Genomic DNA, 21,936 nt, shown 5'->3' with positions numbered 1-21,936 from the left:
CACATGGAGCAGCATGAGGTTTCATCGAATGAAGTGCAGATAGTTGCATTTAAATTAAAACGTGAAGAATATGGCATGAGTATTTTAAATGTTGAAGAGATAAAGCGTCTTACAGATATAACTCGCGTACCATTTACGCCAGATTTTATAAAGGGTGTAATGAATTTAAGAGGCAGTGTACTGCCGGTAATAGACTTGAAAAAACGCATAGGACTGCCCGATGCGGAATATACTGATGCGACACGTATTATCGTCGTAAAACTTGAAGAAATAACAGTCGGGATGATTGTTGATGCTGTTACAGAAGTTTTGACTATAGATTCTGCACATATAACAAGTTCAAAACAAATTACGTCTACAGAAAATGATGCGCATTCTGAATCCAACAAGTTCATCAATGGTATAGGCAATCTTAACAACAGACTGGTTATATTGTTAAATCTATCTGAAATATTGGGACTGAACGGTGAAATTAAATGAGGTGAGCGTGTGTCGGACAGTATGTTAAATCTATCAGCGATGCAGCTGGATGCAATAAGAGAAATAGGAAATGTAGGAGCTGGAAATTCGGCTACGGCTCTCTCACAGCTTATCAACAAGAAAATCGATATGGATGTTCCAAGTGTTTCTGTAGTTCCACTAGCTGATGTTCCTGATTTGGTAGGTGGTCCTGACACTATGGTGGCTGGAATTTTTCTGCGAGTATATGGCAAAGCTCCTGGCAGTGTACTGTTCCTTATGCCAAGAGAAAGTGCCTTTTATTTGGTGGAACATTTACTGGGCGAGCAAAAAAGTGCCGATGGAGAGTTGACCGAAATGGATCAATCTGCATTGATGGAAATAGGCAATATACTTGCAGGGGCTTATTTAAATGCATTATCTTATTATACGAAGTTAACATTATTGCCTTCTATTCCTGCTATGGCAGTTGATATGGCAGGGGCAATTTTAAATGTTGTTATTGTTCAGCTTGGTCAGATGGGAGACCATGCTTTGGTTATAGAAACTCAGTTTTTATCCGAAGATGATGGCATAAATGGACATTTCTTTTTGATACCTGATTCAGGTTCGCTCCAAATAATTTTGAATGCGGTAGGAGTGAAATGACATGGCTGAATTGTTAAAGGTCGGTATAGCTGATTATAAAGTTGGTAAATCACCTGCTACGATTATCAGTTACGGATTAGGGTCATGTATAGGAATCACATTATATGATGCGAAAAGCAAAGTTGGCGGGTTGGTGCATATTATGCTGCCTGATAGTACACAAGCCCGCGCCAATGAAAATCCCGCCAAATTTGCGGATACGGGTATTCCTTTATTGTTGAAGGAAGTTATCGCGCTGGGTGCTGTTAAGTCCAGAATAGAGGCTAAGATGGCCGGTGGATCACAAATGTTCCAATTTGCCGGCGCATCGGACATTATGGCGATCGGAAAAAGAAATGCAGAATTAGCTAAAAAAACCTTGCAAAAATGCGGTATAAAGATTGCTAGTGAGGACCTGGGCGGTACATATGGTCGTACTGTAGAAATGGATCTGACTACAGGACTTTATAAAATAAGGACTATCAATAAGGGTGAAAAAACCATTTAACAGGTGATTGATATGATGGATATAATGGACATCAGAATAATATGGGTGCGGGCTTTTAGAAAAAAATGTCTGCAGGTGTTTATTCTATTCATTTTTTTAGGATGTATATCGGCATTGAATATTATGGTGGCCGATACGATAAAGGATTTATCAGATTTTTAGAAGAATGTGTTTTATGTTCATAACGGTATTACTGTCAAATTTTTTAATATTATTGCTGATGAGTTCGCTCTTTAAGAGCTTCTAAAAAAATAACAGAAAAGTTTTTTGGACAAGAGCAGGAAAAGCAAAGTGTTTTGCCGAACAATGATGCTCAAAAGACAATTAATATTAAATGAAAAGTAATATGGCTGTGACATATACTATTTGCTGCTGATTATTAATAATAGTTATTATGTATAACTGATAATAAGGGGGCTCGAAAATTGCAAATAGCTAAATCCTTTTCTGCCACCGATATAGCCGATTTATGGAAAAAATATAAAGAAAATAATGATATGGCTGCCCGAAATAATCTGATTGAAAATTATTTGGCATTGGTGAATATTGTAGTGGGTCATATTTCATATAATCTGCCGTCTCATATTGAACGCGATGATTTGATAAGCAGTGGTTTTTTCGGCTTAATGGACGCTATAGCAAGGTTTGATATCAATTTGGGAATAAAGTTTGAAACTTATGCAAGAAGTCGTATTCGTGGGTCTGTTCTTGATTATCTGCGATCCAAAGATTGGCTTTCGGTGTCATTGCGGAAAAAAATCAAGACATATGAGACTGTGTACACGAAACTGGAAGCTAAACTGGAACGGGTACCAACTAAAAATGAACTAGCCGAATCTTTGTCAGTCAGCCTTGACGAATTATATAGCTTGGAATCTAATATGAGTACAGCATCTCTGGTGTCACTTGAAGACTATATAAGTGCAGAATATGCGGTTAGTCAAGGCAGTGATTTGGACAAAAGCCTTAATCGTGAATTTATTAAACAAAAACTGACAGAGGCTATTAATAAATTGGCGCCTAAGGAAAAGCTGATCATATCACTGTATTATTCGGAAGAATTGACTTTGAAGGAAATTGGACTGACGCTGAATTTATCAGAAGCCCGTATAAGCCAGCTGCATAAGAGAGCTGTTCTTAGGCTGAGAGGATATCTGGCGAGATCTAAGTCAGATTTTTTTTAATAAGATCATAGTATAATCGAAATATATTCTCTGTAATAATATCAATAAAATTCCAAGCGTTGGCAAGTTAGGAGGATTTAATGTGTCAGACATTGTATTTGGCAGTGAAAAAGAAGGATTCTTGCTTGAAATTTTATCTGAGGGCGTTTTTCTGACTATCTATGTACCAAAAGAAAACAGCCCTTTTTTTAAAGATGTTACATTATTATGTGCTCTTTTAAAAAAACATGGGATAAAGAATTATAAAATTACGGATTTATTAAAAACTATCCAAGAACATTCGGGCGTGCGAAGTGAAATTGTTGCACCAGAGGCAGCACAGGAGAAAGTCATCCCTGTGCCAGTAATAGATATAAGCAAGGATAAGATGGAGGCTGTTATAAGTTTTTCAGGTGATGACGGCGAATTTCAGTATGATAGAGATTATATCATGGAGCTTTTGGCGGATAAAAATATAACCTATGGTATAGACGAAGCACTTATAGATGAATTTGTGAAAGTTCCCTCGTGCAGCCAAGTGATTGCCCAAGGAAAAATTGCGAAAAATGGTGAAAATGCTTATATAAAAAAGTATATTGATTTTTCCCAAAAAGGTAGGCCAAGCAGCGGAAATTATGGTAAAGTAAACTATAAAGATATGAATTTATGTTTTCTCGTAGCTAAAGGGGATCCTCTGGCAGAACGGATACCGCAGACAAAAGGCGAAAATGGCATGAATATTATGGGACAGGAAATTATCTGCCGGCCGGGCAAGCCGATTCCTCTTGCTAAGGGAAAAAATACGGAAATCATAGATGAGAATCTGCTTATTGCGGCTATAGACGGACAGGCTATTGAAGAGGGCAACCGTATTACTGTTGATCCCAAGCTAGAGATAAGCAGTGATGTAGATGTATCTACTGGTAACATAAATTTTAACGGCAGCGTCTTTATTAAGGGAAATGTTCAAGATGGTTTCGCTGTCAGGGCTGACGGTGATGTCAATATCGGCGGCACTGTGAGCGGAGGTACTGTTGAAGCCAGGAATATTTATATAGAAGGCGGTATTTTAGGTATGCGCCGCGGTAAGATATATGCCAGGGAAGACATACGCACCAATTTTATTGAAAATGCGGATATTACTGCCGAAAGAGATATATATATAGCTGATGTAGCTTTACATTCAGAGATAAATGCCGGGCGCAAAATAATTATAAAGGACCGGAGAGGGCAAATTGTAGGCGGACATTCTACGGCAGGTGTGCTGATAGATGTTAAAATTTTAGGGAACTTTATGGATATAGTTACAAAAGTTGAAGTGGGAGTCAATCCGATTATCAATAAAAAGTATAGGCTTATAACTGACAGTATAGGAAATGATAAAAAACAATTAAAGAATATTAAGAATGCTTTAAATATGCTAGGCACAGACGAGAAATTGTCTGCAGAGCGGCAGGAAAAATTTGCTAAGCTGAAGAGAATGCAGTTTCCTCTGGCAGGGAAGCTGGAAAGAGAAGAAGCCGAATTAAAAGAAATTTCGGGACAATTGAAAAGTATGGATAATGCTAAAATAAGAGTGTCTGATAAAGTGAACCCTGGTGTTAAAATTATAGTGGCGAAATTTCTTTATACTGTTCAGACAGAAGCACAGCACTGTTCTTTTTCAGCGGATGTTGAGAAGGAATGTGTAAGGTTGAATCCTTATTGATATTTTAAGTGAGGGAGAAAATATGTCTGTTAATCCGATTGGTAATTTACAAGCTATGCTGCCAAACAGTTCAGAAGTCGGGAATATGCAAAATAAAATGAATCATCAGGTGGCTACTGCGCAGAATTTCGGTAACGAAAAACTCCAGCAGGAATCAGAAAAAAAACAGATGCAGGTCTATGCGAAAGAAAAAGCTGAGGGCGGTAAGATCAGGAATGACCAACAGGGAAAAAGCGGTGGTGATGGCAGCGGCACTTCAAACAGACGCAAAAATGATCCGGCGGAAGCAGTTCAGGATGAAAATGAAGTTTTGACCGATGCGGTGCGAGGACATAATATAGATATCAAGTTATAAGTATATTTGGGAGTGCGAAATGTTTACTGAAATATTAGGAGTAATAATCATTGTAGGCGTTTTGCTTATATTATTGCTTAAGCATAGCGGCAATAATAAAAAAGATATTGCTGATGATACAGAAGAAGGTATTGCCCAGGCTGCGCAGCAACTGAAAAAAGAGTTGGAGAACACAGGAAACAGAATTTCCAAACAAATAAATGAGCAGCTGGATCGTCTGGAGAAAATGATAGATACTGCTGATAAAAAGACTGAAGAATTAAGGCGTTATTGTGCAATTTTTGCGGAGGAAGAAAATAAAACTTCTTTGCGAATGGCAACCACAGAAAACGCATCAAATGCAGCAGATTTTGATGATCTATTGAATTCTGTTTCAGAAAGCAGGTATGGAGGACGAATAGACGTTTTTTCCAATGAAGACAGTCAATCAATTGCAGTTGATAAAAAAGTATATAGGCAGACGGAAAGTAAACATGTTATGTCAGAAAAGGTGAAAAAAGTGCATGTTTTGCTTGATAAAGGCATGTCTGCGGAGGAGATAAGCCGTATGTTGTCAATCGGCAGAGGAGCAGTAGATATGATTGTGCAAATTTATGAAAAAGAAAAAGTGAAATAGATTAGCCAGGTTGATGCAGATCAATGTATCAGCCTTTTATTTTTTGTTAATAATTAGTTTTTTTTATGATTTGCTTGCCATGCAGTGTGCTTATAGGATAGAATGATGTATTACTATATGAACCCAAATTTTTAATGAGAAACTTAAGGATTTATATAAAAATGTAAAATAATAATTTAGTATTGGGAGTAATATTTTGGAACGATTGCAAAAATTTATTGCCGGCTGCGGTGTTGCTTCGCGTCGCTATGCAGAAAGCTTGATTGACAGCGGTCGCATAAGTGTCAACGGAAAAATAGTCAGACAGCAGGGCATTACTGTAGACGCCATAAAAGATGTGGTAAGATTTGATGGGAACATAATAAAAAAAGCAGAAGAAAAAGTGTATATTATTCTGTATAAGCCAAAAGGTTTTATTTCTACTGTAAAAGATGAACATGGCAGGAAGACAATAATGCAGTTAGTGGCTGATATTCCACAGAGGATTTTTCCTGTAGGCAGGCTTGATAATAATACGGAAGGCTTGATTCTTCTGACAAATGATGGTGATCTGATGCAAAAATTGCTTCATCCTAAATTTAAGGTTGAAAAAGTATATTCAGCAACTATTGCGGGAAGATTAAGCAGTGAAAATCTTGGCAGGCTCAGACATGGTATAATGTTGAAAGATGGAGTGACGGCACCCGCCGATGTAAAGATCATAAAATACGATGATAGTACAAATCGCAGCAGAATTCAGCTTAAAATTCACGAAGGACGCAATCGCCAGGTACGCCGCATGTTTGAAGCGACAGGAAATGATGTTTTGACATTGAAACGAAAACAGTTTGCAGGGCTTGATATGAAGGGTCTTAAAAGAGGAAAATATCGCAGACTGACGGAGGAGGAACTTACTCAGTTGATTACTGTAATCACTGAAAATAATTTATGAAAAATATAGTAATTATAGGAGCCGGTCCGGCAGGAATGATGGCTGCGGTGCAGGCATCAGCAGCGGATAATAAAGTTATTTTGCTGGAAAAGAAAGATAGACCAGGCAGGAAGCTGATGATAACGGGAAAAGGCCGCTGCAATATTACTAACACAGCGGATCTGTCTGGGTTTATGAAAAACATTCCTGGAAATGGAAAGTTTTTGTATAGTGCTTTTAAAAATTTTTTTAATGAAGATGTGATAGATTTTTTTCAACAGATTGGCGTGCCTACAAAAGTGGAACGAGGTGGCAGAGTTTTTCCGCAAAGTGATAAGGCTGCGGATGTTGTAAAAGCTTTGACTGATAAAATGTATGATTGTCAGGTTGAAATGAGATTTAATACAGATGTTGAAAAAATAATCAGCCACGATGGAAAAATAAAGGGTGTTAAGATAAAAGATGATGTAATCGAAGCTGATGCTGTTGTTTTGGCAGCTGGCGGAGCCAGTTATCCAGTCACAGGATCGGATGGTTCAGGTGCAAAATTGGCACGGGAGGCTGGACATAATATTATCTCTTTGCAGCCTGCATTGGTTCCTTTGGTGAGTGATGACGAATGGGTTAAAAGCCTTCAGGGATTATCGCTGCGTAATGTGCGCGTTAGTGTTTTTACTGATGAAAAAAAATCAGCTGAAATGTTCGGGGAAATGATGTTCACACATTTTGGTGTGACGGGACCGATTGTTTTATCACTTAGCAGGCAGATTGTCCTTTCCTTAGCGGAGAAAAAGAAAGTATATCTGGCTGTTAATTTAAAACCTGCACTCACACCGGAGCAACTGAACGCACGTATACAAAGAGATTTTAAAAAGTATACACGCAAGCAGGTGAAAAATGCTATGATTGATCTTTTGCCACATAGGCTTATACCGATAGTCCTTGATCTGGCTTATATAGATGGCGATAAATCTGTGGATGAAATTACTAAAAAAGAGAGAATCCATTTGACAGAAACTTTGCAAAAACTACCATTCGACATTGAAAAAGCTCGTCCTTTGCCGGAGGCTATAGTTACTTGCGGAGGTGTGAACGTAAAGGAAATAGATCCTAAAACAATGCAGTCAAAACTGCTTGAGGGGTTGTTTTTCGCAGGAGAAGTAACAGATATAGATGGATATACAGGTGGTTTTAATCTTCAGGCAGCTTTTTCCATGGGATATACGGCAGGTATTATGGCAGGAAAACAGTAAATACAGATGTTGGCAGGAAAAATTGTTTTAATTATAGAAGTATTATTTATCTTTTATGCACAATAAGTTAAGAGCTATTATTTGTCATGTATTTTGTTTGTTTCATAGTTATCTTATTTGCAGGAAAAATCAAGAAGCCAGACAGATTAGTAATATAAAATACAGTTATTATTGAAGGGTTATGTGTAATGGCAACTAAAGAGATACAAGCTGCAGGTTCAACCGGATTACGCGGACAAATTACTGTTCCGGGTGATAAGTCAGTGTCACATCGCAGTGTAATGTTTTCTGGATTGTGTGATACGCCTGTGAAGATCACTAATTTTTTACGCGCACAGGATTGTCTGAGTACTGTAAAATGTATGCAGGCATTGGGTGTAAAGGTGGAAGACAGAGGAGATCATCTGGTCGTCTGCGGCAATGGATTGCATGGTTTGAAGGAAGCGGAAGGCATAATTGATGCCGGAAATTCTGGAACTACATTGCGATTGATGCTGGGAATTCTGGCGGGACAGAAATTTTTGACTACTTTTACGGGTGATGCATCTTTAAGCCGCCGCCCTATGGGAAGAGTCATTAATCCTTTGAGCAGCATGGGTGCCAGGATAGTGGGCAGGAAGAATAATTCTCTGCTGCCTATAACAGTTGTTCCGCAGCAGGATCTGCTGCATGGCATAACCTATGATATGCCTATGGCCAGTGCACAGGTAAAGTCCGCTGTTTTACTAGCAGGACTGTATGCAGACAGACCTACAGAGGTGATAGAACCGTATCCTTCGAGAGATCACACAGAGCGAATGCTCAGGGCATTTGGTGCCGATTTAGATAAATCGGTGAATCATATAAAAATAAGGCCGGCAAAAAAGCTAAATGCACCAGAATGTATCAATGTGCCGGGGGATGTCAGCTCTGCCGCATATTTTATTGTTGCGGCAAGTATTATCAAGGGCAGTGATGTTCTTATCAAAAATGTTGGCATAAATGAGACACGGACAGGTATAATTGATGTGCTGCGCAATATGGGAGCAGATATAGAAATTAGCAATGAGCATGATGTCAGTGGTGAACCTGTGGCCGATTTGCATGTTCGCTATGCCAAATTGCATGGAACGGAAATAAAGGCAGACATTATCCCGAGGCTCATTGATGAAATTCCTGTTATAGCGGTTGCCGCAGTGGCGGCTGAGGGAGTTACTGTAATCAGTGGGGCACAGGAATTACGCGTAAAGGAAAGTGACCGCATAAAGGCAATTTGTCATGAATTTGGCAGATTAACAGATGCTTTGACAGAAAAAGAAGACGGGCTTATCATAAAAGGCGGCTCTGGTTTTCGTATCGCAAAGTGTGATTCCTGCAATGATCACCGTATTGCGATGTCATTGGCAGTAGCAGGTGCTGCAGGAAGCGGGGTCTTTATAGATAACGCAGACTGTGTGGAGATTTCTTATCCAGAGTTTTATTCTACACTTGAAATGTTGGAAAAATAATTTGCAGGGTGAGCATTGTTATATGAAAAATAAAGTGATTGCCATAGACGGACCGGCAGGTGCAGGAAAAAGCACGGTAGCACAGCTTGTTGCTGCCGGATTAGAGTACATCTATATAGATACAGGGGCAATGTACAGAGCTGTCGCTTGGAAAGCATTACGAGAGAATGATACGGTTTTTTTGACAGATGATTTTATAATAAAGACGGTAAAGAATATGGATGTACGGCTGCAGTATGCAGATAAAACGACAAAAGTATATGTTGATGGAGAAGATGTTTCTGATCATTTGCGTACCCCTGAGGTGAGCAAGGTAGTTTCACAAGTGGCAAAACTTGCCCCTGTACGTGAAAAAATGGTGTTTTTGCAGAGAAAAATGGCAGAAAACGGTGCGGTTGTTATGGATGGCAGGGATATTGGCAGTAATGTCCTGCCAAATGCAGATGTGAAAATATTTTTAACCGCGTCGGTAGAAGAAAGAGCTAAACGGCGCTTTGAGCAAATGATGAAAAAAGGATATGAAGTGGATCTTCTAAAACTGAAAGAAGACATAGAGAACAGGGATAAGGCAGATATGGAAAGGACTATATCGCCTCTGATCAAAACAAGTGATGCCATTTTGCTTGACACTACGTCTATGTCGGTCAGACAAGTGACTGATGTAATATTGTCTTTGGCATCAAAATAATTGGAGTGAATTGCTATTGAGTTTAGGATATAGATTTTTGCGTTGGTTTTTTCATCTCTTATATACGGTGCTTTTTTCTGCAAAAGCTTATACTACGGAAAATGTTCCGCTTGAGGGAGGCGTCGTAGTAGCTGCAAATCATCTCAGTAATTGGGACCCCATGCTGATCAGCTGCTTTGTGGACAGACCGATTGCCTATATGGCGAAACAGGAATTATTTGATGTTCCAATCCTGGGACGGGCACTTTATACTTTACATTCTTTTCCGGTGCGCCGCGGTATCGGTGACCGGCAGGCTGTACGCATGGCTGTCGGCAAACTTCAGAGGGGAGAGTGCATGGGGTTGTTTCCTGAAGGACACAGAAGTAAAACAGGGGAACTTCAAAAAGCTGCTAATGGAGCTGCCCTTATTGCCGCCAAAGCCAAAGTACCGGTTATTCCAACAGCTGTGATAAATACAAATCGTATTTTTAAAGCGGGAAGTTTTTTTCCTGCAATCAAGGTCATCTATGGTAAACCTGTTTATTATAAAAGTGATAAAATAGATAAGGCAGAATTACAGCGGTTCACAGCGGAGATTATGCAACAAATTCAGAACTTGATAAATTCTTACAAGACATAAGGTTATATTTATGTTATACTATAAAAGATAGTAATTATGAATGGTGATCATATGGACATAATATTAGCGGAGTATCTGGGATTTTGCTATGGTGTAAAACGGGCTATAAAAATGGCCCGCATGCAGTCTGGAAGAGATAGTTATATAGCTACACTCGGCCCGATAATCCATAATCCGCAGATTGTAAAACAGCTTGCTGATGAAGGCATAGTTTCTATTGATTCGCTTGATGATATAGATCATGGAACTATAATAATAAGGTCGCATGGTGTCGGACCTTCTGTATATGAGAAAGCTGAAGCCAAAGGTTTGAATATTGTTGATGCAACTTGTCCGCATGTGAAAAGAGCGCAAATGGCGGCAAAGACACTTGTCGATGAGGGATACTCTGTTGTCATCATAGGAGAAAGAACTCATCCTGAGGTCAAAAGTATTTTTGAATGGTCAGGGAAAAATGCCGTTGCCGTTGAAACATCAGCTCAGGCTCAGGATATTCAGCCGGCAAAGAAACTTGGAGTAGTAGCACAAACTACTTTTTCTCGTGCGAAATTCAAGCAATTGGTAGATATACTGCTTGATAAGTCTAATGAAATAAAAGTGCTGTGTACAATTTGCAATGCAACTGAACAGCGTCAGGCAGCTGCTGAAAAATTGGCTTCAGAAGTTGAACTGATGCTTGTCATAGGCGGCAGGAACAGTGCCAATACCACTCGGCTGGCTGAATTATGTGCTCAGAGATGTCCAACACATCATATTGAGACAGCTGATGAGCTGGACGATGATTGGTTTCATAATATAGAAAAAATTGGTGTGACGGCGGGAGCTTCTACCCCTGACTGGCTCATCAAGGAGGTATATAAAAAGTGCAAGAACATGAACAAGATATGCAAAGTCTATTAGAAGAAGAGTCGATGAGGCATTTTGCCGAAAATGAAATAATAAAGGGAACTGTTATAATGGTTGACCGTGATGCCGCATATGTAGATGTCGGCTATAAGCAGGAAATCCCAGTGCCTAATAAAGAATTGGCTTATCCTGCACCTGACAACGCATCTGATGCAGTCAGCGTCGGTGATGAAATCAATGTTTATATTGTTTATATCGGCGGAGAAAATGGAATGGTGCTGTCTAAGCGCCGTGCGGATGAAATGGCAGCGTGGAATGATGCTAGAAAACTTTATGAAGATAAGGCTTCTGTTGAAATAAAAATTACCAAGCTGATAAAGGGTGGTTTGCTGGTTGCTTTTTCTGGATTGAGAGGTTTTTTACCTGCGTCTCAGATCGAACTTCATTTTATTCGTGATTTGGCAAGTTATGTGGGACAGCAAATGCAGACTCGTATTATAGAAATAGACAGTAAAAAACAGCGCCTGATTTTTTCACACAGGATCCTTTTGGAAGAAGAACGTGCTGAGAAACAAATAGAACTTCTTGCTTCATTACAGGAAGGAGAGGTTCGAAAAGGACGTATTAAAAGAGTCGTTGATTATGGTGCGTTTGTCGATTTAGGCGGTATTGACGGCCTTGTACATATTTCAGATCTGTCATGGGATCATGTAAAGCATCCATCCGATATTGTCAATGCCGGGGATGAGGTAGAGGTATTAGTCAAGAGTTTTGACCCTGAAACGAAACGTATATCCCTCAGTATAAAAGATACTGTTTCTGATCCATGGTTTGCCAAAGTGGAAAAATATACTGTTGGCAGCTATGTGGTCGGAAAAGTTGTAAAATTGACTGATTTTGGTGCTTTTATGCAGTTGGAAGAAGGTATTGATGGGCTTATCCGTATGCGTGAACTTTCAGAAAAACATATAGTCAAGGCGGATGAAGTTGTTAAAATCGGTGATGAAGTGAAAGTTAAAATTATTCATATAGATAAAGAAAATAAAAAAATTGCGCTCAGTATTACAAGGGTTAAGCAAGATACTGATGCCGCAGAATTTGATCAGTATCAGGAACAGCAGGCTGAAAATGCACAATCTTCTACTGTTGCTGATGCTGTGGAAAAAGAATGAGTTTGTAATATACGGTAGAAATAGCATTTAAACATTTGACCAGCTGTTTGTTAAAAAACAAACAGCTGGTCATTCCATGCATAATAATTTCTAAACCTTGGATGGAGTAGGTTCCGTCTTAATTTAAGAACTTATTGAGAAAAGGAGTAATGCGTTTATCATTACTCCTTTTTGAGTTGCTTATAGAACTATTTTGACTGTATAAAGGTTTTTAGAAAGGGTAACAAATGTCTTATAGTGGAACAATAATAAAAATAAACAAAGATAGTTTGGCAGAAGAGCTTGGTTTAGGTGTCGGGGATATGATAATATCAATAAATGGGCAACAGCTTATTGATATTATAGATTTAAGCTTTGCTTTTGCGGAAGAAGATATATCTCTTTTAGTCGAGCATAAAGACGGGCAGCAGGAATTGATCGAATTTGAAAAAGAATATGATGAAGAATTGGGTGTAGAGTTTGAATCAGCCGTTTTTGACGGTATTCATCATTGTGGTAATAACTGCTGCTTTTGTTTCGTTGATCAGATAGCTCCGAATATGCGTGAAAGCTTATCTGTTAAGGATGATGATTATCGTATGTCGTTTCTGTATGGCAATTTTGTCACTATGACAAATATGGGAAAGAGTGACTTTGAACGTATACGCAGACTGCATTTATCCCCTTTATATTTGTCTGTGCACACTACTAATGCCAAATTACGGTCTCGCATGATGAATAGCAAACGGGCAGGTGAAATAGAAAATCAACTGGACATTCTTGATTCTATAGACGTGCAGTACCATACGCAAATTGTTTTATGTCCTGATCTCAATGACGGTGCTGAACTTGAAAAGACCATAAAAGATATCGGGGCAAGGATTCCTAATGCACTCAGCATAGCTATTGTTCCGGTGGGATTGACAAAATACAGAGAGCACTGTTATAAGCTTACTATGTATGATAAAGAAGGTATGAGTGCTGTTATTGCTCAAGTTGAAAAATGGCAGGAATTATTTAGAAAGAAAATAGATAATTCATTTGTTTATCTCAGTGATGAATTTTATTTGACGGCAGAATATCCCTTTCCGGAAAGCTGTTATTATGATGGTTTTCCACAGCTTGATAATGGTATCGGTTTGAGCCGTAATTTTATAGATGAGTGGCGGATACAGCAGGAAAGAGATCAAGGAAATCAATACGGATATGAAAGATTATTAAATATAACCGTTGTCTGTGGCATATCGGCAGGAAAGGTTTTTCGCCCTCTTTTGAAGAATATGAATATAGATAATCTCCACGTTCATATCCTGGCTGTAGAAAATGAATTTTTTGGAAAAGATATTACTGTTACAGGTCTTTTAACGGGACAGGATATATTGAAGGCTTTAAAAAAGCAGGAAGGCGACTGCGATGGAGTAATTTTACCTGCATCAGCATTGAGAGAGGGAGAAGATATTTTCCTAGATGATTGGACGCTGCAAAAATTAAAAGATGAATATAAGAAGGAAATGAAAGTCGCTGCTGATGCAGATGCGCTTTATAGTCTGCTGACTCGGTGGAATCATGTAAAAGATATAAGGGAAAATAATTTATACACGTGGCAGAGTAATGCCGCATATACGAAATAAAGGCAGGTGCGTAATTTGAGTAAACCAATAGTGGCGATAGTCGGAAGACCTAATGTAGGTAAATCTACCCTTTTTAATCAAATAGGGAAAAAAAGAGTTTCTATTGTCGAAGATTTTCCTGGTGTGACTCGCGATAGAATATATATGGATGCTGAATGGCTTGATAAAAATTTTACTATGATCGATACTGGTGGAATAGAGCTGGAAAGTCAGGATACAATACTTTCCTCAATGCGTGTTCAGGCGCAGTTGGCTATTGACGAAGCAGACGTGATCATTTTTTTGACTGACGGACGTTCAGGCATGACCAGCGCTGATGAAGAGATCGCACGTATACTGCGCAATACCAGAAAACCTGTAATATTGACGATAAATAAAATAGATACACAGAAACAGGAAATGGATATTTATGAATTTTATAATTTGGGACTTGGTGATCCAATTCCTGTCGCTGCAGCAAATTCTTTAAATCTGGGTGACTTGCTTGATCGGGTAGTTGAAGCTTTCGGCGAGATGGATGATGCGGTTGAGGATCCGGATGAAATACATATATCCGTTATCGGCAGACCTAATGTAGGAAAGTCATCGCTGGTCAATGCTATGCTTGGACAGGATCGCGTTATTGTCAGTAATATACCCGGAACAACGCGTGATGCCATTGATACACATTTTATTAAAGATGATATAAAATATACACTCATCGATACTGCCGGAATGAGGCGTAAGGCCAAAATTGATGAACCAGTTGAGCGGTACAGCGTAATTCGTTCATTACGTGCCGTAGATCGCAGTGATGTAGTTTTGATGCTCATAAGCGGACCGGACGGTGTTACAGAGCAGGATAAAAAAATAGCCGGATATGCCCATGAATCAGGTAAAGGCTGTATATTAGTCGTTAACAAATGGGATCTTGTGGAAAAAGATTCAAAAACGCCGCTTCGTTTCACGGAAGATCTGCGCGATGAATTGGGCTTTCTTCAATATGCACCGGTTATATATATATCTGCTCTCACGCGACAGCGTGTACATCGTATGCCGGAATTGGTTAAGTATGTGGCAGAACAGCAGACTATGCGTATTCAGACTAGTGTACTGAATCAACTTATAATGGATGCACTTTCAGTGAATCCGCCTCCTGCACATAAGGGCAAACAATTAAAAATATACTTCATGACACAGGTCGATGTAAAGCCACCGAAGTTTATTATTTTTGTAAATGATCCAGAGCTTATGCATTTTTCTTATCTGCGTTTTATAGAAAATAAATTACGGGAAAGTTTTGGTTTTGAAGGTACTCCGTTGAAACTGATTGTGAAAGGAAGAAAGGAAGATGACGAGTGAGTTATCTTTTTATTTTACTTGCAGGTTATATTTTAGGATCTCTTCCCAGCGGCCTTATAATCGGTAAATTGTTTTTTAATACTGATCTTCGTGAATATGGCAGCCATAATATCGGGGCTACAAATGCATGGCGTGTTTTAGGTAAAAAAGCAGGGTTCAGTGTTTTTATTTTGGATTTTTTCAAAGGCGCAGCCGGTGTTTTTATCGGTATGTATGCCGGAGCAAATGGAATGGAGCCAGCATCAGCTTATGCGCTGCTTCTGGGGGGAATTATGGCTATAATTGGCCATTCGTGTTCGTTGTTTCTCTTTTTTAAGGGTGGAAAGGGTGTTGCGACAGGATTGGGCGTTATAACGATGCTCATGCCGCAGGCGGCGCTGTGTGTCTTTCTCTTGTGGTTCATTGTAGTTTTGTTTACCAGATATGTTTCGCTGGCCTCAATGATCGCAGCAGTCTCTGTGCCTTTGCAGGCATATTATTGGAATAAACCATGGCAATATATAATCTTTGGTATACTTGCCGCGGCTTTTGTAGTATACAGGCATCGGGAAAATATTCATCGTCTGGTTAATGGCGATGAGTCAAAGATAAATTTGAACGGCAGGTAATATGCGAGAACTTTTTTGCACCATTTGAAGAAATTCTCTTATTATCTGAAAAACACGCAGTTTCAAATCACCATTTGCAAGGTGTTTTGAAACTGCGTGTTTTTTGTAAATTTCGGAAAAGCGATCGTGATGTTTAGACCTCAGATCGTCAATGTATTTGTGCTTCGTAATCAGTGATGATTTTTCCGTCAAATTGAACTATTTGACCATTGTGATTTTCTGTATCGAGGGCGAGTTTTGCGATAATTTCGCCCGCTTCTTCCGCTGATTTGATATAACCATCAAGTGCACCGGCAGTATGTCCGTTGAGATCTGTTGCCACACCCCCCGGCATTATACCAAAAATCTGTTTTTCACTGTGCATATTTTTGAACTCAAGTGCATAGGCCATTGTCATTACATTTTGAGCTGCCTTACTGGTCTGATAGGCGAGAGGATGCCAAAAATCATTTGGCTGAATAGGGATAGTGATATTTATGATTTTTCCGTTTTTGACGAGTTTCGGCAGAAAAACTTTGATCATTTCATGTGTACCAAGAAAATTTACTTCCAGTGTTTCGCGGAGGTCATCAGTAGTATAGTCAGATATCATTTTCTTCTGGTCAAGATCAGGTTGATCGGTTTTATGACTGTCGGGAATTCCTGCATTATTGATAAGTAGATCAAGTTCATTAATTTCTTTTGCAGCATTATGAATAGTATCAAAATTATTCAGATCAATTTTTATAAAACTTGCCGCAATACCTTGCGATGATAATTTTTTAACTGTTTCCTGCCCCCTGCTTTCGTTGCGTGCTCCAACCAGAATTTTGACACCTGATTTTCCGAGAGATTTTGCAATGGCAAGGCCTATACCTTTGTTTGCACCTGTGATAAGAGCTTTCATAGATTTATTTCTCCTTTATAAAGTTATATTTTTTTATTTTTATAACTAAACGATAAAGTCATTATAGCCTGCAAAGTTATATTTGTCAATAATTATAACTTGTGATAAAATAAAAATATGAATACAAAGGAAAAAATCTTAAAAAAGGCAGAAGAATTACTATTAGAAAAAGGTTACGGAAATGTTAGTTTAACAACTCTGGCGGCTGCTGTAAATATTTCTCAGCCGGCATTATACAGGCATTTTAAGAATAAAACAGAGCTATGGGAAGTGCTCGCTTTTAATTGGCTGGATGCAGTGCTGACAGATCTTTTTCCTTATAAAATAGATTCAAAAAAGTCACAGCAGCAGATAATTCATGACTGGCTCTGGACTCTTGCAAACGCAAAATACAATGCTTACAAGGCTGAACCTGTTATGTTCAAACTGTATACGGAGTATTTAAGTGCTAACCCTTCACTTGTTGCGAAACATATGAACAACCTGGTCAGCAGTCTCGCGACGGCTTCCGGCATGACTGACAATCAGGAAACTTTATGTATGATAGGTTTGTTTTCACGCTTTCATCATCCTGTGTTTGCCAATTTTTGGAATGAGGATATGCAAAACGATTTTGAGCGGGCCTGGAAATTTATTGAGCCATATTTTAATGAAAAGGGCAATTTATAGAGGAAGGGAAACGAACAGTCACCCAGTGAATTGGCTATAAAACCTAACTCAATGGGTGGTCGTTTTGTGTTATAAAATACAGTTGCAATTTCCTAAAATCAGATTATAAAATAGAGATGTAAATATTATTCATAGGAAGTAGTGCTGAAATAATTGTGTAAACCTGCAATATTAGGTAAACAGAAAAAATAACAAGCTCAAAGAGCTTATCAAAGGGTATGGTATTAAAGATATGAATGATGGCCATAATTTTGTTAAAATGCTCATAGCTGAAACCATTCAGACAGCTCTTGATGAAGAACTTGGTTACTCCAAATATGACTATAAAAATAAGAAGACAAGAAATAGTCGCAGATAAGGGGGTGCGGACAAAAATTAGGATTGATCGCATAACGATAGTCCAGAGAGTATAACTAATTCTGTGTAAACTCCATGGATTAATGCTGGAAATTCAAAAATTACGAAAAATATATGCCAACATAATGGCACTAGTTGCCTCGGTTGTCAATCAGCAGCCGGGCTATTTTTTGTCGTTATTCCAAATCAGCTGGTTCGATACGGTTATCGAAATAAATGCAAAGCTGGGAAATAATTTTATTCCAGTCACGGTTGCGGCCGCTCCACTTCTTGGTGATCTCTATGGTCGCCAGATAGAGCAGCTTAAATAAGGAATCATCTGTAGGAAAAATCGTCCGGCTCTTAGAGACTTTCCGTAACTGACGATTGAAATTTTTAATCTGGTTCGTCGTATAAATCATCTTTCTCATTTCCAATGGGTATTTGAAGTAAGTGGATAGCTGCGGCCAGTTATTTCGCCATGACTGAACCGAAGAGGGATATTTATCGTTCCATTTTTCTTCCAAGGCGTCTAGGGCCACCTCTGCTTGTTCCAGAGTGGGCGCCTGGTAAATTTCCCTCAGATCTTGGACAAATGGTTTCATGTCTTTGTAATAGACGAATTTGGTCGTATAACGGATCTGGTGGACTATGCAGCGTTGTACTTCTGCCTCAGGATAAACTGCGCCAATGGCATCGGCAAATCCGGTCAAACCGTCAACGGAGATAATAAAAATATCTTCCGTTCCCCGGTTCCTGATTTCGTTCAGGACGCCAACCCAGTATTTTGCACTTTCGTTGCCGCCAATCCAAAGGCCAAGGACCTCACGGGAACCATCCAGACGAGTTCCAATGGCGATATAGACCGCCTTCTTTACAACCTGAGAATCCTGTCTGACATGAAAATGGACAGCATCCATGAAGACAATTGCGTATTTCTTGGCCAGCGGTCTGTTCTGCCATTGTTTAGCAATCGGGAGAATACGCTCTGTCATGCGGGAAATCATTTCAGCAGAAGCATCCACGCCATAGATTTCTTTAAGATGAGCAGTGATATCCCGGGTGGTCATCCCCTTGGCATACATGGACAATACTTGGTCCTCAATATTGGAAACGTCCGTCTGATTCTTCTTCATAGCCTGCGGATGGAACTCACCTTTCCGATCACGAGGAATGTCGAGAGGAATATTCCCCATCGTAGACGTCACGGTTTTCTTGCTATAACCGTTCCGACTATCATCCGTATCCTTGTTTTTATAGTCGTATTTGGAGTAACCAAGATGATCATCCATCTCAGTCTCCAGCATGGTTTGCAGCGTATCTCCGAGAAGGTCCTTGAACATGTTTCTGAACACCCTGCGCATCTTCCGGTTGATATGCACTCAGCAGTTTTTGGAGAAATTCTTTACGTTCTGGGAAAAGTCTTCTTTGTCTAGCCATAATAAAAGCCTCCTGAATTAATATTTATTCTAACATTAATCCAGGAGGAATAGTTTATTTTTCTATTTACACATAATTAGTTACAGTCTCATAGTCCAACTTTTTGTCCGCCCCCCTCTCTGGTATTTTTTAATAAAGTTATAAATTTTTACTCGATTTCCTTCGCAAAGAATGCTGCCGCTTTTTTTAAGAAACGATTCTCCTTTTCCATTTCTTCAAGCTGTTTTCTTAGCTTCAGGTTTTCTTTCATATAATCTAATTCTGTTTGGTTACCAGTATTTTCTTGGCATTCTTCGCTACGTTTTGGGTCCATTTTGAAATGACAGCTTTTGAAGCTCCATATTCGTCGGCTAAACTTTTTAAACTCCGGCCTTCTTCTATATGCAGTCGAACAATTTTCTTCTTGAACTCTTCATCATATTGCTTCATTTTATCCCTCTGTCTAATAGATTTATTGTAATCTATTAGACAGAGGTGTTACAACTTCACTATATCACTACAATCTGTATAAAATTATCGTATCTGTTGAAATATCTCTCTGGCTATTAGTTGACAATAGCTAAATTATAATACAGCTTTTAGAACTTAGTTTTTTTGTAATCTCTTGGAGTTTTTTCCGTCATTTTTTTGAATATTTTAGTAAAATAATTATAATCTGTAAAACCGGTAAAATAAGCTATGTCTTTGATAGAAAAAGTTGATTTTTTTAATAATATTTTTGCTTTTTCTATTCTACATTTACGAATATAAGTGGCAATGCCTACGCCATAATTATTTGTTACTAATTTATAGAGTTTAGATCTACTGATTTGGAAGTGTTCACAAATAGACTGACAAGAGAGATTTTCTGTGAGATGTTCTGTTATATAACTATCTATTTGAACGGGTAAAGCGTCATATTCTAAATCTGCCATATGATTTACATGTACATATGAAGCAACTGTTTCCAGAATTTGTACTGCCGCAATCAAATATTCCTCAGAGAAATACCTGGTATTATTATTGTAAGCATACTGCAAATTCCTTAATTGCTTCGTAGTCAATAAATAGTTGTCAAAATTAGACTTAACAAGATGCCACCCTTTTACTTTTTCAATACTTTGTCTTAAGTGTCCAAACATAAGGTATCCTATAACGATATTTCTAATTTTTATTGGTGAGATGGCTTCTATCAAGCCCATGTGGCAGTTATAAATGTACGTTTTGGCAGTTGTTTTTACTTTTTCGCACGCTTGTTTATCACATTCTTTACATGCGTTATCAATATAATTATTTTTCCGTGCCAAATAGCAAAATTCAGGAATATGAGATGGATAAGCAATAATTTCGTGTAAATCACTATCAAAAATAGTGATTCTTATGTGCGTAATAATATAAAAACATTGTAATAATTTTTTTAATTTTTCAATATCAAATATAGATATCATCGATTATGCACATCTCCGCCCTGAATAATTTAAAACTTTAATTAGACTATTGCTATTGTGTCAACATAATTATTAATACTTTCACTACATCATCAATATAGGTTTTTCTGATTGGTTGTTTTTCAATACATCCTGATATAGTTTTTCCTTTGATTTAATTTTCTCAAGAATTTTGATATCCAATGTCACAAAGTTTTTTGCCTTCCATAAGATTTTGTTCTATTTTTTCAAGAGAAACTCCTTTTGTTTCCGGCACAATATAAATTGTAAAAAAGACGAATAAAATATTCAGTAATCCATATAACCAAAAAGTCTGGGCAGACCCAATTCCTTCTAAAAGAGAAAGAAATGTAGCACCAATAATCATGTTTGATATCCAGTTAGTTGTGGTAGAACAGGCAATACCAAAATCACGGCTTTTTAATGGCTGAATTTCAGAGCATAAGATCCAAATAACAGGAGCAGCGCTCATTGCATATCCAGCGATGGAAAGAATTGTCATTCCAACCGCCATATACGATATCCATTTGGCAGCATTTCCATTTTCAAATTGCAATAAACAAAATCCCAAAATGATAAGTGCAAACGACATGACGGAAAATCCAATTTTTAAAGCAATCTTACGGCCTGTTTTATCAATAAATTGCATAGAGAGCCAAGTGAAAATAACCAAAGTCATACCATCTAAAATCGTAGCAAACATTTGATCAGTATGGCTTTCAAAACCAGCCAGACTGAAGATTTTCGGCGCATAATACATTATGATATTTTGACCAGTAAATTGCTGCATGAATTGGAGGAACATACCTAAAAATACAGCTCTGCGAACATTTTTATTGGCCTTAAACAGAGAAAAACCTTCTTGTTTTATTTTTAGGTTATCAATAATTTCAGTGAATTCTTTTTTAGCTTTATTAGTATCACCTCTCAATAATTTAAGAACTGACAACGCTTGTTCAGTGAAACCCTTAGAAGCAAGCCAACGGGGACTGTCCGGTAATTTAGCGATTGTGAAGACAAGAAGAAATGCAGGAATACTGATAATTCCTAGCATTAATCGCCAATTACCAGTTGAGCTTAAAACAGTGTCAGAAACAAAAGCGATAACCACACCAAAATCGACCATCAGCTGATACATAGAAATTAAACGACCTCTGTGTTCTTTTTCAGACATTTCAGAAAGGTAAAGCGGTGCCACATAAGAG

24 protein-coding genes and 1 pseudogene are annotated in these 21,936 nt (G+C 38.3%); 20 read left to right on the top strand and 5 right to left on the bottom strand.

What is annotated here, in order from left to right; all coding sequences use genetic code 11:
- The first annotated feature begins 3 nt into the window (after positions 1 to 3).
- The 18 genes from I6758_RS00935 to plsY all read left to right on the top strand — a co-directional run bounded on the left by I6758_RS00935 (position 4) and on the right by plsY (position 15,973).
- On the top strand, positions 4 to 480 hold the full coding sequence (locus I6758_RS00935) for a chemotaxis protein CheW (RefSeq protein ID WP_196603345.1): 477 nt from the start codon (positions 4 to 6) through the stop codon (positions 478 to 480).
- A gap of 21 nt (positions 481 to 501) precedes the next feature.
- Positions 502 to 1,107 (top strand): chemotaxis protein CheC, encoded by a 606-nt coding sequence (locus tag I6758_RS00930; protein WP_231038447.1) that lies wholly within the window; start codon positions 502 to 504, stop codon positions 1,105 to 1,107.
- Between the two features lies 1 nt (position 1,108).
- Positions 1,109 to 1,594: a chemotaxis protein CheD gene (locus I6758_RS00925; protein ID WP_196603343.1), complete on the top strand. Its 486-nt coding sequence runs from the start codon at positions 1,109 to 1,111 to the stop codon at positions 1,592 to 1,594.
- A 12-nt stretch (positions 1,595 to 1,606) separates the two neighbouring features.
- Complete coding sequence (locus I6758_RS00920; protein ID WP_196603342.1) at positions 1,607 to 1,756, top strand: hypothetical protein; 150 nt, start codon at positions 1,607 to 1,609, stop codon at positions 1,754 to 1,756.
- A 263-nt stretch (positions 1,757 to 2,019) separates the two neighbouring features.
- Positions 2,020 to 2,778 carry a sigma-70 family RNA polymerase sigma factor gene (locus I6758_RS00915; protein WP_196603341.1) on the top strand — a complete coding sequence of 253 codons (759 nt, stop codon included), beginning with the start codon at positions 2,020 to 2,022 and terminating at the stop codon, positions 2,776 to 2,778.
- An 82-nt stretch (positions 2,779 to 2,860) separates the two neighbouring features.
- Positions 2,861 to 4,465, top strand: coding sequence for a DUF342 domain-containing protein (locus I6758_RS00910; RefSeq protein ID WP_196603340.1), 1,605 nt, complete (start codon positions 2,861 to 2,863; stop codon positions 4,463 to 4,465).
- A gap of 22 nt (positions 4,466 to 4,487) precedes the next feature.
- Positions 4,488 to 4,820 carry a hypothetical protein gene (locus tag I6758_RS00905; RefSeq protein ID WP_196603339.1) on the top strand — a complete coding sequence of 111 codons (333 nt, stop codon included), beginning with the start codon at positions 4,488 to 4,490 and terminating at the stop codon, positions 4,818 to 4,820.
- A 19-nt stretch (positions 4,821 to 4,839) separates the two neighbouring features.
- Positions 4,840 to 5,436 (top strand): hypothetical protein, encoded by a 597-nt coding sequence (locus I6758_RS00900; RefSeq protein ID WP_196603338.1) that lies wholly within the window; start codon positions 4,840 to 4,842, stop codon positions 5,434 to 5,436.
- 193 nt (positions 5,437 to 5,629) lie between these two features.
- Positions 5,630 to 6,367, top strand: coding sequence for a pseudouridine synthase (locus tag I6758_RS00895; RefSeq protein WP_307223975.1), 738 nt, complete (start codon positions 5,630 to 5,632; stop codon positions 6,365 to 6,367).
- Positions 6,364 to 7,599: a BaiN/RdsA family NAD(P)/FAD-dependent oxidoreductase gene (locus tag I6758_RS00890; protein ID WP_196603336.1), complete on the top strand. Its 1,236-nt coding sequence runs from the start codon at positions 6,364 to 6,366 to the stop codon at positions 7,597 to 7,599. The genes I6758_RS00895 and I6758_RS00890 overlap by 4 nt, the downstream gene beginning before the upstream one ends.
- 188 nt (positions 7,600 to 7,787) lie before the next feature.
- Entirely contained in the window at positions 7,788 to 9,086 is a 1,299-nt protein-coding gene (aroA, locus tag I6758_RS00885) for a 3-phosphoshikimate 1-carboxyvinyltransferase (RefSeq protein ID WP_196603335.1), read from the top strand.
- A 22-nt stretch (positions 9,087 to 9,108) separates the two neighbouring features.
- Positions 9,109 to 9,774: a (d)CMP kinase gene (cmk, locus tag I6758_RS00880; RefSeq protein WP_196603334.1), complete on the top strand. Its 666-nt coding sequence runs from the start codon at positions 9,109 to 9,111 to the stop codon at positions 9,772 to 9,774.
- 16 nt (positions 9,775 to 9,790) lie between these two features.
- Positions 9,791 to 10,396, top strand: coding sequence for a lysophospholipid acyltransferase family protein (locus I6758_RS00875; RefSeq protein ID WP_231038444.1), 606 nt, complete (start codon positions 9,791 to 9,793; stop codon positions 10,394 to 10,396).
- A 51-nt stretch (positions 10,397 to 10,447) separates the two neighbouring features.
- Positions 10,448 to 11,296, top strand: coding sequence for a 4-hydroxy-3-methylbut-2-enyl diphosphate reductase (gene ispH, locus I6758_RS00870; protein ID WP_196603358.1), 849 nt, complete (start codon positions 10,448 to 10,450; stop codon positions 11,294 to 11,296).
- Positions 11,281 to 12,414 carry a 30S ribosomal protein S1 gene (gene rpsA, locus I6758_RS00865; protein ID WP_196603357.1) on the top strand — a complete coding sequence of 378 codons (1,134 nt, stop codon included), beginning with the start codon at positions 11,281 to 11,283 and terminating at the stop codon, positions 12,412 to 12,414. Before ispH ends, rpsA begins: the two co-directional genes overlap by 16 nt.
- Positions 12,415 to 12,641: 227 nt before the next feature.
- The gene (locus I6758_RS00860; protein ID WP_196603333.1) at positions 12,642 to 14,024 is read left to right on the top strand and encodes a DUF512 domain-containing protein; all 1,383 of its coding nucleotides are present in this window, start codon (positions 12,642 to 12,644) and stop codon (positions 14,022 to 14,024) included.
- Positions 14,025 to 14,039: 15 nt separating this feature from the next.
- The gene (gene der, locus I6758_RS00855) at positions 14,040 to 15,365 is read left to right on the top strand and encodes a ribosome biogenesis GTPase Der (protein ID WP_196603332.1); all 1,326 of its coding nucleotides are present in this window, start codon (positions 14,040 to 14,042) and stop codon (positions 15,363 to 15,365) included.
- Complete coding sequence (gene plsY, locus I6758_RS00850) at positions 15,362 to 15,973, top strand: glycerol-3-phosphate 1-O-acyltransferase PlsY (RefSeq protein WP_196603331.1); 612 nt, start codon at positions 15,362 to 15,364, stop codon at positions 15,971 to 15,973. Before der ends, plsY begins: the two co-directional genes overlap by 4 nt.
- Positions 15,974 to 16,121: 148 nt before the next feature.
- Here plsY and I6758_RS00845 read toward each other — a convergent pair whose 3' ends face one another.
- Positions 16,122 to 16,859, bottom strand: coding sequence for an SDR family NAD(P)-dependent oxidoreductase (locus I6758_RS00845; protein WP_196603330.1), 738 nt, complete (start codon positions 16,857 to 16,859; stop codon positions 16,122 to 16,124).
- A 117-nt stretch (positions 16,860 to 16,976) separates the two neighbouring features.
- Between I6758_RS00845 and I6758_RS00840 the strand changes: the two genes are divergently transcribed.
- Complete coding sequence (locus I6758_RS00840) at positions 16,977 to 17,528, top strand: TetR/AcrR family transcriptional regulator (RefSeq protein ID WP_196603329.1); 552 nt, start codon at positions 16,977 to 16,979, stop codon at positions 17,526 to 17,528.
- Between the two features lie 232 nt (positions 17,529 to 17,760).
- A complete protein-coding gene (locus I6758_RS15015; RefSeq protein ID WP_269140314.1) occupies positions 17,761 to 17,886 on the top strand; it encodes a hypothetical protein in 126 nt (41 codons plus the stop codon).
- A gap of 175 nt (positions 17,887 to 18,061) precedes the next feature.
- Here I6758_RS15015 and I6758_RS00835 read toward each other — a convergent pair whose 3' ends face one another.
- The 4 genes and pseudogenes from I6758_RS00835 to I6758_RS00815 form a co-directional block, all read right to left on the bottom strand.
- Positions 18,062 to 19,207, bottom strand: coding sequence for an IS256 family transposase (locus I6758_RS00835; protein ID WP_196603328.1), 1,146 nt, complete (start codon positions 19,205 to 19,207; stop codon positions 18,062 to 18,064).
- Between the two features lie 213 nt (positions 19,208 to 19,420).
- A pseudogene (locus I6758_RS14815) lies at positions 19,421 to 19,733 on the bottom strand (transposase); the annotation flags it as partial.
- Positions 19,734 to 19,882: 149 nt separating this feature from the next.
- Complete coding sequence (locus tag I6758_RS00820) at positions 19,883 to 20,731, bottom strand: PocR ligand-binding domain-containing protein (RefSeq protein ID WP_196603326.1); 849 nt, start codon at positions 20,729 to 20,731, stop codon at positions 19,883 to 19,885.
- Between the two features lie 163 nt (positions 20,732 to 20,894).
- Positions 20,895 to 21,936: sugar porter family MFS transporter (locus tag I6758_RS00815; protein ID WP_196603325.1), on the bottom strand; the 1,042-nt coding region annotated here is incomplete at its 5' end.

Origin of the sequence: Pectinatus haikarae (genome assembly GCF_015732185.1) — a bacterium.
GTDB lineage: Bacteria > Bacillota > Negativicutes > Selenomonadales > Selenomonadaceae > Pectinatus > Pectinatus haikarae.
Note: the sequence above shows the minus strand (reverse complement) of the source record. Positions and strands in the feature narration are given on the sequence as shown.

Excerpts from the sequence above, each read along its gene's own strand:
- I6758_RS00935 (WP_196603345.1), top strand. The coding sequence starts at position 4 with ATGGAGCAGCATGAGGTTTCATCGAATGAAGTGCAGATAGTTGCATTT.
- I6758_RS00930 (WP_231038447.1), top strand. The coding sequence starts at position 502 with ATGTTAAATCTATCAGCGATGCAGCTGGATGCAATAAGAGAAATAGGA.
- I6758_RS00925 (WP_196603343.1), top strand. The coding sequence starts at position 1,109 with ATGGCTGAATTGTTAAAGGTCGGTATAGCTGATTATAAAGTTGGTAAA.
- I6758_RS00920 (WP_196603342.1), top strand. The coding sequence starts at position 1,607 with ATGATGGATATAATGGACATCAGAATAATATGGGTGCGGGCTTTTAGA.
- I6758_RS00905 (WP_196603339.1), top strand. The coding sequence starts at position 4,488 with ATGTCTGTTAATCCGATTGGTAATTTACAAGCTATGCTGCCAAACAGT.
- I6758_RS00900 (WP_196603338.1), top strand. The coding sequence starts at position 4,840 with ATGTTTACTGAAATATTAGGAGTAATAATCATTGTAGGCGTTTTGCTT.
- I6758_RS00890 (WP_196603336.1), top strand. The coding sequence starts at position 6,364 with ATGAAAAATATAGTAATTATAGGAGCCGGTCCGGCAGGAATGATGGCT.
- aroA (WP_196603335.1), top strand. The coding sequence starts at position 7,788 with ATGGCAACTAAAGAGATACAAGCTGCAGGTTCAACCGGATTACGCGGA.
- cmk (WP_196603334.1), top strand. The coding sequence starts at position 9,109 with ATGAAAAATAAAGTGATTGCCATAGACGGACCGGCAGGTGCAGGAAAA.
- ispH (WP_196603358.1), top strand. The coding sequence starts at position 10,448 with ATGGACATAATATTAGCGGAGTATCTGGGATTTTGCTATGGTGTAAAA.
- rpsA (WP_196603357.1), top strand. The coding sequence starts at position 11,281 with ATGCAAAGTCTATTAGAAGAAGAGTCGATGAGGCATTTTGCCGAAAAT.
- I6758_RS00860 (WP_196603333.1), top strand. The coding sequence starts at position 12,642 with ATGTCTTATAGTGGAACAATAATAAAAATAAACAAAGATAGTTTGGCA.
- I6758_RS00845 (WP_196603330.1), bottom strand. The coding sequence starts at position 16,859 with ATGAAAGCTCTTATCACAGGTGCAAACAAAGGTATAGGCCTTGCCATT.
- I6758_RS00840 (WP_196603329.1), top strand. The coding sequence starts at position 16,977 with ATGAATACAAAGGAAAAAATCTTAAAAAAGGCAGAAGAATTACTATTA.
- I6758_RS15015 (WP_269140314.1), top strand. The coding sequence starts at position 17,761 with ATGAATGATGGCCATAATTTTGTTAAAATGCTCATAGCTGAAACCATT.
- I6758_RS00835 (WP_196603328.1), bottom strand. The coding sequence starts at position 19,207 with ATGTTCAAGGACCTTCTCGGAGATACGCTGCAAACCATGCTGGAGACT.
- I6758_RS00820 (WP_196603326.1), bottom strand. The coding sequence starts at position 20,731 with ATGATATCTATATTTGATATTGAAAAATTAAAAAAATTATTACAATGT.